Origin of the sequence: Pseudomonas sp. B21-012 (assembly GCF_024749305.1) — a bacterium.
Taxonomy (GTDB): domain Bacteria; phylum Pseudomonadota; class Gammaproteobacteria; order Pseudomonadales; family Pseudomonadaceae; genus Aquipseudomonas.
The window spans coordinates 5058239-5071832 of sequence record NZ_CP087197.1 but is presented as its reverse complement, the minus strand read 5'-3'; the positions used below and the strand labels follow the sequence as shown (position 1 = coordinate 5071832).

The 13594-nt window shown below is 56.3% G+C and carries 8 protein-coding genes, 2 tRNA genes and 3 rRNA genes; 12 read left to right on the top strand and 1 reads right to left on the bottom strand.

The annotated features are described in order from the left end of the window. Nucleotides 1-21: 21 nt before the first annotated feature. The 12 genes from ilvC (at nt 22) to LOY37_RS23175 (ending at nt 13165) form a co-directional block, all read left to right on the top strand. Nucleotides 22-1038, top strand: a complete 1017-nt coding sequence (gene ilvC / locus LOY37_RS23230; protein ID WP_045199667.1) for a ketol-acid reductoisomerase — start codon at nt 22-24, stop codon at nt 1036-1038. 146 nt (nt 1039-1184) lie between these two features. Continuing rightward, the gene (gene pssA, locus LOY37_RS23225) at nt 1185-2042 is read left to right on the top strand and encodes a CDP-diacylglycerol--serine O-phosphatidyltransferase (protein WP_010223018.1); all 858 of its coding nucleotides are present in this window, start codon (nt 1185-1187) and stop codon (nt 2040-2042) included. A 63-nt stretch (nt 2043-2105) separates the two neighbouring features. Next, entirely contained in the window at nt 2106-3119 is a 1014-nt protein-coding gene (msrP, locus tag LOY37_RS23220; RefSeq protein ID WP_258715821.1) for a protein-methionine-sulfoxide reductase catalytic subunit MsrP, read from the top strand. Continuing rightward, on the top strand, nt 3119-3730 hold the full coding sequence (msrQ, locus tag LOY37_RS23215; RefSeq protein WP_258715820.1) for a protein-methionine-sulfoxide reductase heme-binding subunit MsrQ: 612 nt from the start codon (nt 3119-3121) through the stop codon (nt 3728-3730). The genes msrP and msrQ overlap by 1 nt, the downstream gene beginning before the upstream one ends. A gap of 499 nt (nt 3731-4229) precedes the next feature. Further along, nucleotides 4230-5766, top strand: a 16S ribosomal RNA gene (locus LOY37_RS23210). Between the two features lie 124 nt (nt 5767-5890). Further along, nucleotides 5891-5967: transfer RNA gene (locus LOY37_RS23205), tRNA-Ile, on the top strand. A 10-nt stretch (nt 5968-5977) separates the two neighbouring features. Continuing rightward, nucleotides 5978-6053 (top strand) — tRNA-Ala (locus LOY37_RS23200). 220 nt (nt 6054-6273) lie between these two features. Next, nucleotides 6274-9164 (top strand): 23S ribosomal RNA (locus LOY37_RS23195). A gap of 137 nt (nt 9165-9301) precedes the next feature. Beyond that, nucleotides 9302-9417: ribosomal RNA gene (gene rrf / locus LOY37_RS23190) — 5S ribosomal RNA — on the top strand. Together the 16S, 23S and 5S rRNA genes with 2 tRNA genes alongside form the textbook arrangement of a ribosomal RNA operon. A gap of 185 nt (nt 9418-9602) precedes the next feature. Next, nucleotides 9603-10262: a paraquat-inducible protein A gene (locus LOY37_RS23185; protein ID WP_045200780.1), complete on the top strand. Its 660-nt coding sequence runs from the start codon at nt 9603-9605 to the stop codon at nt 10260-10262. After that, complete coding sequence (locus LOY37_RS23180; protein ID WP_010220589.1) at nt 10249-10872, top strand: paraquat-inducible protein A; 624 nt, start codon at nt 10249-10251, stop codon at nt 10870-10872. Before LOY37_RS23185 ends, LOY37_RS23180 begins: the two co-directional genes overlap by 14 nt. Continuing rightward, nucleotides 10865-13165 carry a PqiB family protein gene (locus tag LOY37_RS23175; RefSeq protein ID WP_123566550.1) on the top strand — a complete coding sequence of 767 codons (2301 nt, stop codon included), beginning with the start codon at nt 10865-10867 and terminating at the stop codon, nt 13163-13165. The genes LOY37_RS23180 and LOY37_RS23175 overlap by 8 nt, the downstream gene beginning before the upstream one ends. 140 nt (nt 13166-13305) lie before the next feature. On the opposite strand, the gene rpsT is transcribed toward LOY37_RS23175, so the two are convergent. After that, complete coding sequence (gene rpsT / locus LOY37_RS23170) at nt 13306-13584, bottom strand: 30S ribosomal protein S20 (protein ID WP_010220592.1); 279 nt, start codon at nt 13582-13584, stop codon at nt 13306-13308. Nucleotides 13585-13594: the final 10 nt, after the last annotated feature.

The window sequence follows — 13594 nt, the reverse complement described above, 5'->3', positions numbered from 1 at the left end:
CGAGATAACAGGGGTATTTTCATGAAAGTTTATTACGACAAAGACTGTGACCTTTCCATCATCCAGGGCAAGAAAGTTGCCATCATCGGTTACGGCTCCCAGGGCCACGCTCAGGCGTGCAACCTGAAGGACTCCGGTGTGGACGTCACTGTCGGTCTGCGTAAAGGTTCGAACACCGTTGCCAAAGCCGAAGCTCACGGCCTGAAAGTTGCCGATGTAGCGACCGCTGTTGCCGGTGCCGACCTGGTCATGATCCTGACCCCGGACGAGTTCCAGTCCCAGCTGTACAAGAACGAAGTCGAGCCGAACATCAAGAAGGGCGCCACCCTGGCCTTCTCCCACGGTTTCGCCATCCACTACAACCAGGTCGTTCCACGCGCCGACCTGGACGTGATCATGATCGCGCCAAAAGCGCCAGGTCACACCGTACGTTCCGAGTTCGTCAAAGGCGGCGGCATCCCTGACCTGATTGCGATCTACCAGGACGCTTCCGGCAATGCCAAAAACGTTGCCCTGTCGTACGCCGCGGGCGTCGGTGGCGGCCGTACCGGCATCATCGAAACCACCTTCAAGGACGAGACTGAAACCGACCTGTTCGGTGAACAAGCCGTTCTCTGCGGCGGTACCGTCGAGCTGGTCAAAGCCGGTTTCGAAACCCTGGTTGAAGCGGGCTACGCGCCAGAAATGGCCTACTTCGAGTGCCTGCACGAACTGAAGCTGATCGTTGACCTCATGTACGAAGGCGGTATCGCCAACATGAACTACTCGATCTCCAACAACGCCGAGTACGGCGAGTACGTGACCGGCCCAGAAGTCATCAACGCCGAATCCCGCCAGGCCATGCGCAACGCTCTGAAGCGCATCCAGGACGGCGAATACGCCAAGATGTTCATCAGCGAAGGCGCCACCGGCTACCCTTCGATGACCGCCAAGCGTCGTAACAACGCTGCCCACGGCATCGAAGTCATCGGCGAGCAACTGCGCTCGATGATGCCTTGGATCGCAGCGAACAAAATCGTCGACAAGGCCAAGAACTGATCTTGTCCTGATGCGATGAAAACGCGGCTTCGGCCGCGTTTTTTCGTTTAGGCGGTCAGCTTCTGGTATAAAGCTTCATCGTTTGTCGGCGAACCCTCGTCGCAGACGTCTGTCGAAACTTTCCACACCGTTGCAAGGTAATGTCCATGAGCGAACGTCCCGAAGAGCCGAACAAGGCCTCTGACGCCGAAAGCCTGCTACCGATCGATGAGCATGTTGAAGAAGGGCATGACGCCGAAGGACGCAAGGTTCGGCATCGCGGCATCTATCTGCTGCCCAACCTGTTCACCACTGCGAACCTGTTCGCCGGTTTCTATTCGATCATCAACTCCATGAGTGCCCAGGCGGCCCTCAGTGCGGGTGATCCACGCGAGGCGAGCAAGTATTTCGCCTTCGCCGCCATCGCCATTTTTGTCGCCATGGTCCTTGATGGCCTGGACGGCCGCGTGGCACGCATGACCAACACCCAGAGCGCCTTCGGTGCCGAGTACGACTCGCTGTCGGACATGGTTGCCTTCGGTGTCGCCCCGGCATTGCTGGCCTTCGGCTGGGCCTTGGGTGACATGGGCAAGGTCGGCTGGATGGTCGCTTTCATCTATGTCGCTGGCGCCGCGCTGCGTCTGGCGCGCTTCAACACCCAGGTCGGCAAGGCCGACAAGCGCTACTTCATCGGCCTGGCCAGCCCGGCGGCAGCCGGCGTGGTGGCCGGTACCGTCTGGGCTTTCAGCGACTACGGCATCCAGGGCTCGAAGCTGTCGTTCCTGGTGGCGCTGCTGGTGGCGGCGGCCGGTATGCTGATGGTCAGCAACATCAAGTACAACAGCTTCAAGGAGCTGGACCTCAAGGGGCGCGTGCCGTTCGTAGCGATCCTCGCCGTGGTGCTGGTGTTCGCGGTAGTCTTCAGTGACCCGCCGCGCATCCTGCTGCTGGTGTTCCTTGGCTATGCGGCCTCCGGTCCTGTGCAATACCTGTTGCGCATGCGTCGGCGGAAAAACATCGAGTGATGTAATTTCGCTAGGGCTCCGTAGTCTACTGGTGCATCAGTCCTCCAGTTCTACGGAGCCATCATGCTCATCAAGCTGCCCAAAGCCTCCGATTGCAAAGAATCGGACGTCACCCCCGAATCTCTCTATGTCTCTCGCCGCGCCATGCTTGGTGGGTCGCTGGCTGCCCTGGCGGCAACCGCGCTGCCACGCTGGGCCAGTGCTGCCGATCCATCGCGCTATGCCGATGTCGAGGCGGGCAGGGTGCCAGGCTGGTTCAATGACAAGCTCGCCGCTACCCAGTGGCAAGCCGTAACCGCGCCGGGGGAGGCGACCACGCCTTTCAAGGACGCCACCCACTACAACAATTTCTATGAGTTCGGTACCGACAAGGGTGATCCGGCGGCCAATGCCGGCAGCCTGAAAACCGAACCCTGGACCGTGGTGGTGGATGGCGAGGTCGGCAAGCCCGGGCGTTATGCCCTCGAAGACTTCATGAAGCCCTACCAGCTGGAGGAGCGCATCTATCGTCTGCGCTGCGTGGAGGCCTGGTCGATGGTCATCCCCTGGTTGGGCTTTCCGATTTCGGCACTGCTCAAGCAGGTCGAGCCAACCTCCAAGGCCCGCTACATTCGCTTCGAAACGTTGCAGGACCCGAAGACCATGCCTGGTCAGCGCTCAAGCTTTGCCCTGATTGACTGGCCTTATATAGAAGGCTTGCGCCTGGATGAGGCGATGAACCCGCTGGCAATCCTTGCGGTGGGCATGTACGGGCGCGAACTGCCCAACCAGAACGGCGCGCCGTTGCGTTTGGTGGTGCCATGGAAGTATGGCTTCAAGAGCATCAAGTCGATCGTGCGCATCAGCCTGGTCGAGGAGCAGCCACGTACCACCTGGCAGGCGATTGCCCCGGATGAATATGGCTTCTATGCCAACGTCAACCCCGAGGTCGATCACCCGCGCTGGACCCAGGCACGTGAGCGGCGCCTGCCCAGCGGCCTGTTCAGCCCCAATGTGCGGCCTACGCAGATGTTCAATGGCTATGCCGAAGAAGTGGCAGGGCTTTACAGCGGCCTCGACCTGCGGAAGAACTACTGATGCGCTATCCACTGTTCAGGCTTGGCATCTTTATCCTGGCCAGTATCTGGCCGCTGTGGTGGTTATATGAAGCGGCCATGGAGGCCCTTGGGCCGGACCCGGGCAAGATCCTCGTTGATCGCCTGGGGCTAGGGGCTTTGATCTTCCTGTTGATAACCCTGAGCATGACGCCCTTGCAGCGACTTACGGGGTGGTCGGGCTGGATCGTCTCGCGGCGCCAGCTGGGATTGTGGTGCTTTGCTTATATAGTGCTGCACCTGAGTGCCTACATGTTCTTCGTGCTTGGCCTGGACTGGGGGCAGTTGGGCGTAGAGCTGAGCAAGCGTCCCTACATTATTGTCGGCATGCTGGGATTTGTCGGTTTGCTGATATTGGCGGTGACATCCAACCGCTACAGCCAGCGTCGCCTGGGTGCTCGCTGGAAGAAGTTGCACAAGCTGGTGTATGTCATCCTCGGGTTGGGCTTGCTGCACTTTCTCTGGGTGGTGCGGGCTGATCTTAAAGAGTGGTCCATATACGCCGTTATTGGTTTGTTCCTGCTGGCCCTGCGCATTCCCGCGCTTGAGCGGCGAATTCCGCGGTTGGTAACGCGTAAAACACCGCCTTTTTGAAACAAAGTTGAAATAAGTCCTTGACGCCCCCTCAGATCTCTCTATAATTCGCTCCACTTCCGGCGCAGTCGGAACTGAAAACTCCTTGAGTTTCAAAGAGTTAGCGGTTCCAGGGTCATCCGGAGGTGCTTCGATCGAAAGATCGGCAGCGGTGAAAAAGGCAGTTGACAGCGATTTGAAACGCTGTAGAATTCGCCTCCCGCTACGAGAGATCGCAGCGAGTCAAGTGTTTGAAGTGAAACGAAAAACTTCAAAATAAACGCTTGACAGGCTCTGAGGAAAGCGTAGAATGCGCGCCTCGGTTGAGACGAAAAGCTCTTAACCAACCGCTCTTTAACAACTGAATCAAGCAATTCGTGTGGGTGCTTGTGAGCTCAGACTGATAGTCAAAAAGATTATCAGCATCACAAGTGGCTACACGAAAATCGAAAGATTTGAAAGTAAGTCATTTGAGATTGCTGAGCCAAGTTTAGGGTTTTCTCAAAACCCAAGCAGTATTGAACTGAAGAGTTTGATCATGGCTCAGATTGAACGCTGGCGGCAGGCCTAACACATGCAAGTCGAGCGGATGAGAAGAGCTTGCTCTTCGATTCAGCGGCGGACGGGTGAGTAATACCTAGGAATCTGCCTGGTAGTGGGGGACAACGTTTCGAAAGGAACGCTAATACCGCATACGTCCTACGGGAGAAAGCAGGGGACCTTCGGGCCTTGCGCTATCAGATGAGCCTAGGTCGGATTAGCTAGTTGGTGAGGTAATGGCTCACCAAGGCGACGATCCGTAACTGGTCTGAGAGGATGATCAGTCACACTGGAACTGAGACACGGTCCAGACTCCTACGGGAGGCAGCAGTGGGGAATATTGGACAATGGGCGAAAGCCTGATCCAGCCATGCCGCGTGTGTGAAGAAGGTCTTCGGATTGTAAAGCACTTTAAGTTGGGAGGAAGGGTACTTACCTAATACGTGAGTATTTTGACGTTACCGACAGAATAAGCACCGGCTAACTCTGTGCCAGCAGCCGCGGTAATACAGAGGGTGCAAGCGTTAATCGGAATTACTGGGCGTAAAGCGCGCGTAGGTGGTTCGTTAAGTTGGATGTGAAATCCCCGGGCTCAACCTGGGAACTGCATCCAAAACTGGCGAGCTAGAGTAGGGCAGAGGGTGGTGGAATTTCCTGTGTAGCGGTGAAATGCGTAGATATAGGAAGGAACACCAGTGGCGAAGGCGACCACCTGGGCTCATACTGACACTGAGGTGCGAAAGCGTGGGGAGCAAACAGGATTAGATACCCTGGTAGTCCACGCCGTAAACGATGTCAACTAGCCGTTGGAATCCTTGAGATTTTAGTGGCGCAGCTAACGCATTAAGTTGACCGCCTGGGGAGTACGGCCGCAAGGTTAAAACTCAAATGAATTGACGGGGGCCCGCACAAGCGGTGGAGCATGTGGTTTAATTCGAAGCAACGCGAAGAACCTTACCAGGCCTTGACATGCAGAGAACTTTCCAGAGATGGATTGGTGCCTTCGGGAACTCTGACACAGGTGCTGCATGGCTGTCGTCAGCTCGTGTCGTGAGATGTTGGGTTAAGTCCCGTAACGAGCGCAACCCTTGTCCTTAGTTACCAGCACGTTATGGTGGGCACTCTAAGGAGACTGCCGGTGACAAACCGGAGGAAGGTGGGGATGACGTCAAGTCATCATGGCCCTTACGGCCTGGGCTACACACGTGCTACAATGGTCGGTACAGAGGGTTGCCAAGCCGCGAGGTGGAGCTAATCTCACAAAACCGATCGTAGTCCGGATCGCAGTCTGCAACTCGACTGCGTGAAGTCGGAATCGCTAGTAATCGCGAATCAGAATGTCGCGGTGAATACGTTCCCGGGCCTTGTACACACCGCCCGTCACACCATGGGAGTGGGTTGCACCAGAAGTAGCTAGTCTAACCTTCGGGAGGACGGTTACCACGGTGTGATTCATGACTGGGGTGAAGTCGTAACAAGGTAGCCGTAGGGGAACCTGCGGCTGGATCACCTCCTTAATCGACAGACATCAGCTGTCTTATGAGCTCCCACACGAATTGCTTGATTCATTGAAGAAGACGATAGAAGCAGCTTTAAGCTCCAAGCTGATAGCTCCAAGCTAACAGTTACGCGCTCGAAATTGGGTCTGTAGCTCAGTTGGTTAGAGCGCACCCCTGATAAGGGTGAGGTCGGCAGTTCGAATCTGCCCAGACCCACCAATTTTGTTATGGGGCCATAGCTCAGCTGGGAGAGCGCCTGCCTTGCACGCAGGAGGTCAGCGGTTCGATCCCGCTTGGCTCCACCATTAATACTGCTTCGTAAAGCTTAGAAATGAATATTCGTATCGAATATTGATTTCTGAACTTTTTCAGAATCGTTCTTTAAAAATTTGGGTATGTGATAGAAAGATAGACTGGACAGCACTTTCACTGGTGTGTGTTCAGGCTAAGGTAAAATTTGTGAGTAATTACAAGTTTTCGGCGAATGTTGTCTTCACAGTATAACCAGATTGCTTGGGGTTATATGGTCAAGTGAAGAAGCGCATACGGTGGATGCCTTGGCAGTCAGAGGCGATGAAAGACGTGGTAGCCTGCGATAAGCTTCGGGGAGTCGGCAAACAGACTTTGATCCGGAGATCTCTGAATGGGGGAACCCACTCAGCATAAGCTGAGTATCTTGTACTGAATACATAGGTGCAAGAGGCGAACCAGGGGAACTGAAACATCTAAGTACCCTGAGGAAAAGAAATCAACCGAGATTCCCTTAGTAGTGGCGAGCGAACGGGGACTAGCCCTTAAGTGGCTTTGAGATTAGCGGAACGCTCTGGAAAGTGCGGCCATAGTGGGTGATAGCCCTGTACGCGAAAATCTCTTAGTCATGAAATCGAGTAGGACGGAGCACGAGAAACTTTGTCTGAATATGGGGGGACCATCCTCCAAGGCTAAATACTACTGACTGACCGATAGTGAACCAGTACCGTGAGGGAAAGGCGAAAAGAACCCCGGAGAGGGGAGTGAAATAGATCCTGAAACCGTATGCGTACAAGCAGTGGGAGCCTACTTTGTTAGGTGACTGCGTACCTTTTGTATAATGGGTCAGCGACTTATATTCAGTGGCGAGCTTAACCGAATAGGGGAGGCGTAGCGAAAGCGAGTCTTAATAGGGCGTTTAGTCGCTGGGTATAGACCCGAAACCGGGCGATCTATCCATGGGCAGGTTGAAGGTTAGGTAACACTGACTGGAGGACCGAACCGACTACCGTTGAAAAGTTAGCGGATGACCTGTGGATCGGAGTGAAAGGCTAATCAAGCTCGGAGATAGCTGGTTCTCCTCGAAAGCTATTTAGGTAGCGCCTCATGTATCACTGTAGGGGGTAGAGCACTGTTTCGGCTAGGGGGTCATCCCGACTTACCAAACCGATGCAAACTCCGAATACCTACAAGTGCCGAGCATGGGAGACACACGGCGGGTGCTAACGTCCGTCGTGAAAAGGGAAACAACCCAGACCGTCAGCTAAGGTCCCAAAGTTATGGTTAAGTGGGAAACGATGTGGGAAGGCTTAGACAGCTAGGAGGTTGGCTTAGAAGCAGCCACCCTTTAAAGAAAGCGTAATAGCTCACTAGTCGAGTCGGCCTGCGCGGAAGATGTAACGGGGCTCAAACCATACACCGAAGCTACGGGTATCACTTAGGTGATGCGGTAGAGGAGCGTTCTGTAAGCCTGTGAAGGTGAGTTGAGAAGCTTGCTGGAGGTATCAGAAGTGCGAATGCTGACATGAGTAACGACAATGGGAGTGAAAAACTCCCACGCCGAAAGACCAAGGTTTCCTGCGCAACGTTAATCGACGCAGGGTTAGTCGGTCCCTAAGGCGAGGCTGAAAAGCGTAGTCGATGGAAAACAGGTTAATATTCCTGTACTTCTGGTTATTGCGATGGAGGGACGGAGAAGGCTAGGCCAGCTTGGCGTTGGTTGTCCAAGTTTAAGGTGGTAGGCTGAGATCTTAGGTAAATCCGGGATCTTAAGGCCGAGAGCTGATGACGAGTTGCCATTAGGCGACGAAGTGGTTGATGCCATGCTTCCAAGAAAAGCTTCTAAGCTTCAGATAACCAGGAACCGTACCCCAAACCGACACAGGTGGTTGGGTAGAGAATACCAAGGCGCTTGAGAGAACTCGGGTGAAGGAACTAGGCAAAATGGCACCGTAACTTCGGGAGAAGGTGCGCCGGTGAGGGTGAAGGACTTGCTCCGTAAGCCCATGCCGGTCGAAGATACCAGGCCGCTGCGACTGTTTATTAAAAACACAGCACTCTGCAAACACGAAAGTGGACGTATAGGGTGTGACGCCTGCCCGGTGCCGGAAGGTTAATTGATGGGGTTAGCTAACGCGAAGCTCTTGATCGAAGCCCCGGTAAACGGCGGCCGTAACTATAACGGTCCTAAGGTAGCGAAATTCCTTGTCGGGTAAGTTCCGACCTGCACGAATGGCGTAACGATGGCGGCGCTGTCTCCACCCGAGACTCAGTGAAATTGAAATCGCTGTGAAGATGCAGTGTATCCGCGGCTAGACGGAAAGACCCCGTGAACCTTTACTATAGCTTTGCACTGGACTTTGAATTTGCTTGTGTAGGATAGGTGGGAGGCTTTGAAGCGTGGACGCCAGTTCGCGTGGAGCCATCCTTGAAATACCACCCTGGCAACTTTGAGGTTCTAACTCAGGTCCGTTATCCGGATCGAGGACAGTGTATGGTGGGTAGTTTGACTGGGGCGGTCTCCTCCTAAAGAGTAACGGAGGAGTACGAAGGTGCGCTCAGACCGGTCGGAAATCGGTCGTAGAGTATAAAGGCAAAAGCGCGCTTGACTGCGAGACAGACACGTCGAGCAGGTACGAAAGTAGGTCTTAGTGATCCGGTGGTTCTGTATGGAAGGGCCATCGCTCAACGGATAAAAGGTACTCCGGGGATAACAGGCTGATACCGCCCAAGAGTTCATATCGACGGCGGTGTTTGGCACCTCGATGTCGGCTCATCACATCCTGGGGCTGAAGCCGGTCCCAAGGGTATGGCTGTTCGCCATTTAAAGTGGTACGCGAGCTGGGTTTAGAACGTCGTGAGACAGTTCGGTCCCTATCTGCCGTGGACGTTTGAGATTTGAGAGGGGCTGCTCCTAGTACGAGAGGACCGGAGTGGACGAACCTCTGGTGTTCCGGTTGTCACGCCAGTGGCATTGCCGGGTAGCTATGTTCGGAAGAGATAACCGCTGAAAGCATCTAAGCGGGAAACTTGCCTCAAGATGAGATCTCACTGGAGCCTTGAGCTCCCTGAAGGGCCGTCGAAGACTACGACGTTGATAGGTTGGGTGTGTAAGCGCTGTGAGGCGTTGAGCTAACCAATACTAATTGCCCGTGAGGCTTGACCATATAACACCCAAGCAATTTGAGCGAAAGCCAGATTGCGGTGTTGTGAAGACTGCACAGCCGAAGATTTGTAACTCACAAAACATCACATACCCGATTCGCTGGAGTGTCTTAAACAAGACTTTCTGGCAACAGAATTTCTTGACGACCATAGAGCATTGGAACCACCTGATCCCATCCCGAACTCAGCAGTGAAACGATGCATCGCCGATGGTAGTGTGGGGTTTCCCCATGTGAGAGTAGGTCATCGTCAAGATTAAATTCCGAAACCCCTATCTGCATATGCAGGTAGGGGTTTTGTCTTTCTGGCGTCTGTGGGAACGGCGGTGCGACGCCTCGACTTGCCCCGCGATGCGATGTGGCTGACAGAAGGGTATCGCGGGGCAAGCCCGCTCCTACATCGGTTAGAATAGCGCCCTCGCGTTGACTCAGAAGTTCACTATGTCAGAACCTGCCGACCCCCATCAGCTCGCCGACCTGCCCCTGGAAGACCTGGTGGCCTGTCACGAATGCGACCTGCTGATGCGCAAGCCTGTGCTCAAGCAAGACGAAAAGGCCCACTGCCCGCGCTGTGGCTACGAGCTCTACGCCCATCGACACAATGTGGTCCAGCGCAGCCTGGCTCTGGTGCTGGCCGCCTTGCTGCTTTACGTACCGGCCAACTTCCTGCCGATCATGCAACTGCACCTGCTGGGGCAAACCTCCAACGATACGGTCTGGAGCGGCGTGGTCGGGCTGTACAACACCGGTATGCGCGGCGTAGCGGTGGTGGTGTTTCTCTGCAGCATGGCGATTCCGTTGCTCAAACTGTTGTGCCAGCTGGCAGTGCTATTGAGCATTCGCCTGAACGTCGGTCGCAGTTACGGTTTATTGCTTTATCGGATTTATCACCATCTACGCGATTGGGGCATGCTCGAGGTCTATTTCATGGGCGTGCTGGTGGCGATGGTCAAGCTGGTCGACCTGGCTGAGCTCAGCCTCGGCCTGGGCCTGGCCTGCTTTATCAGTTTGTTGTTGGTGCAGGTGTGGCTGGAGGTGGTGATGTCGCCCCACCAGATATGGAGTGCTTTATCGGGGGAAGACCTGCATGCGTGCGATTGATGCCGGGATTCTGGTTTGTGGCGAATGCCATGAACTGAATCGCCAGGAGCCGGACAGTGACGCGCAAACCTGCACCCGCTGTGGTGCGGTGGTGCACGCCCGGCGGCCAAACAGCCTGGTGCGAACCTGGGCGTTGCTGATTACTTCGGCAATCTTGTACATCCCGGCCAACGTGTTGCCGATCATGACCGTCAGCGCTCTGGGGCAGGGTAGCCCGGACACAATAATGTCCGGCGTCATCACCCTGATGAAGCACGGCATGCTGCCGATCGCCGCAGTGGTGTTCATCGCCAGTATCCTGGTGCCGACCTTCAAGCTGGTCGGCATTGCCCTGCTGCTCTATTCGGTGCAGCGCCACCAACCGTTGTCGGCCCGGCAACGGATCCTGATGTACCGCTTCATCGAATTCATCGGACGCTGGTCGATGCTGGATATTTTCGTGATCGCCATTCTGGTGGCGGTGGTGAATTTCGGCAGGATCGCCAGTGTCGAAGCCAATCTGGGCGCCGTCGCCTTCGCCAGTGTGGTGATTCTGACGATGCTCGCTGCAGTAACCTTCGATCCCCGACTGATTTGGGATAACACGGAGTCGGATGACGACCATGAGTGATTTGCCTACGGCTAAAACCCGCCCAGCTTCGAACTGGTCGGCCATATGGATATTGCCCCTGATCGCCCTGGTGATTGGTGGCTGGCTTGGCTGGCAGGCCTATCGCGAGTCAGGTGTGAACATCCAGGTCCGCTTTGAGAGCGGTGAAGGTATCGTTGCCAACAAGACCGAAGTGGTCTTCAAGGGTATGTCGGTCGGTAAGGTGAAAGAGCTGGTACTGGATGCCAAGGGCAGCAATACCGGGGTCATCGCCACCATCGAAATGAACAAGGAGGCCGAGCCGCACCTGAACACCGGTACGCGCTTCTGGCTGGTCAAACCGAGCGTCAGCCTGGCCGGGATCACCGGCCTGGAAACCCTGGTATCGGGCAACTACATCGCCGTTAGCCCGGGGCAGGGCGAGCCGACCAAGCGCTTCAAGGCGCTGGATGAAGCGCCGCCCCTGTCCGACAGCGAGCCGGGCCTGCACCTGACCCTCAAGGCCGACCGCCTGGGATCGCTCAACCGCGACAGCCCGGTGTTCTACAAGCAGATCCAGGTTGGCCGGGTGAAGAGCTATCGCCTCGCCGAAGACCAGGGCACGGTCGAGATCAAGGTGTTCATCGAGCCGGCCTACGCCGACCTGGTGCGCAAACACACGCGCTTCTGGAATGCCAGCGGCATCAGCATCGACGCCAACCTCTCCGGGGTGAAGGTACGCAGCGAGTCGCTGGCCAGCATCGTCGCTGGCGGTATTGCCTTCGCCACCCCCGAGCACCGCAAGGACAGCCCGCCCACCGATCCGAACCTGCCGTTTCGCTTGTACGAAGACTTTGATGCGGCCCAGGCCGGGATTCGCGTCAAGGTCAAGCTGAGCGACTTCGAGGGCCTGCAGGCCGGGCGTACCCCGGTGATGTACAAAGGCATCCAGGTCGGCTCGCTGAAGACCCTCAAGGTCGATCCCGACCTGGCCAGTGCCATGGCCGAGCTGACCCTTGATCCGCTGGCCGAAGACTACCTGGTCGACGGTACGCAGTTCTGGGTGGTCAAGCCATCGATCTCCCTCGCCGGTATTACCGGCCTGGAAGCGCTGGTCAAGGGTAACTACATTGCCATCCGCCCGGGCGACAAGGGCGCGACGCCGCAGCGCGAGTTCGAGGCGCGGGCCAAGGCACCGCCGCTGGACCTCAAGGCGCCCGGCCTGCACCTGGTGCTGTACAGCGACAACCTTGGCTCGCTGGAAGTCGGCAGCCCGATCCTCTACCGCCAGGTCAAGGTCGGTACGGTGCAGAGCTACCAGTTCTCGAAGAAGAGCAAGCGCCTGCTGATCGGTGTGCATATCGAGAAAGAGTACGCCGGCCTGGTCAACGGTTCGACGCGCTTCTGGAATGCCAGCGGCATCACCCTGAGTGGCGGCCTGTCGGGCATCCAGATCAAGAGTGAATCGCTGCAGAGCCTGATGGCTGGCGGTATCGCCTTCGACACACCGATCCCGAATGTGAAGCTCAAGCGCCGCATTCCGTTCTTCCGCCTCAATGAAAGCCAGGAAGCGGCCAACCGCAGCGGTACCACGGTGACCATCCGCGTCGATCGCGCAGACGGCCTCAAGGTTGGCACGCCGGTTCGCTTCAAGGGCCTGGATGTCGGCAAAGTCGAACAGGTCGACCTGACCAATGATTTGCAGGCGGTGCTACTCAAGGCGCGGATCACCGAAGTGCCGGAGCGCATCGCCCGCGAAGGTACGCAGTTCTGGGTGGTCAAGCCGGCCCTGGGCATCGTCAAGACCGCCAACCTGGAAACCCTGGTCACCGGCCAGTACCTGGAAGTGCAGCCGGCAGTCAGAAGCACCGGGCCGCAGCTCAACTTCAATGCCTTGCCTCAGGCGCCGGATTTCTCTGAGCGCGAAGCTGGCCTGTCGCTGGTGCTCAGTGCTGCGCGGCGGGGTTCGATCAAGCCGGGCGTACCGGTTACCTACCGCGAGATTCCGGTCGGCAAGGTCACCGGATTCGAATTGGGCCAGACCGCCGACCGGGTACTGATCCATATCCTGATCGAGCCCAGGTATGCAGCGCTGGTGCGTGGCGGTAGCCGTTTCTGGAACAGCAGCGGCTTTGGCTTCGATATCGGCCTGTTCAAGGGCGCGACGGTGCGTACCGAATCGCTGGAGACCCTGATAGAAGGCGGCATCGCCTTCGCCACGCCAGACGGCGAGAAGATGGGCAATCCGGCGCGGCCGCAGCAGACCTTCGCCCTGTTCGACAAGGCCGAGGATGAATGGCTGCAGTGGGCACCGAAGATTCAGATTGGTAAGTAGTCGCTAGCTATCGCGGGTCAAGCTCGCTCCTACACAAACCTGTAGGGGCGGGCTTGACCCGCGATGCTTTTCTGCCCGCAACACAAATCACAGGCAATAAAAAACCGACCCTAAGGTCGGTTTTTCAACAAGCATGTCGCTTAGGCAGCTGCAGCTTCTTTCAGCGCCTTGATGTGGCCATTCAGACGGCCTTTATGGCGAGCAGCCTTGTTCTTGTGGATGATACCTTTATCGGCCATACGGTCGATAACTGGAACAGCCAGAGTGTAAGCAGCTTGCGCTTTTTCGGCGTCTTTTGCGTCGATGGCTTTAACTACATTCTTGATGTAGGTACGAACCATGGAACGCAGGCTGGCGTTGTGGCTGCGACGCTTCTCAGCCTGTTTTGCACGTTTTTTGGCGGAAGGTGAGTTGGCCACCGTCGAGCTC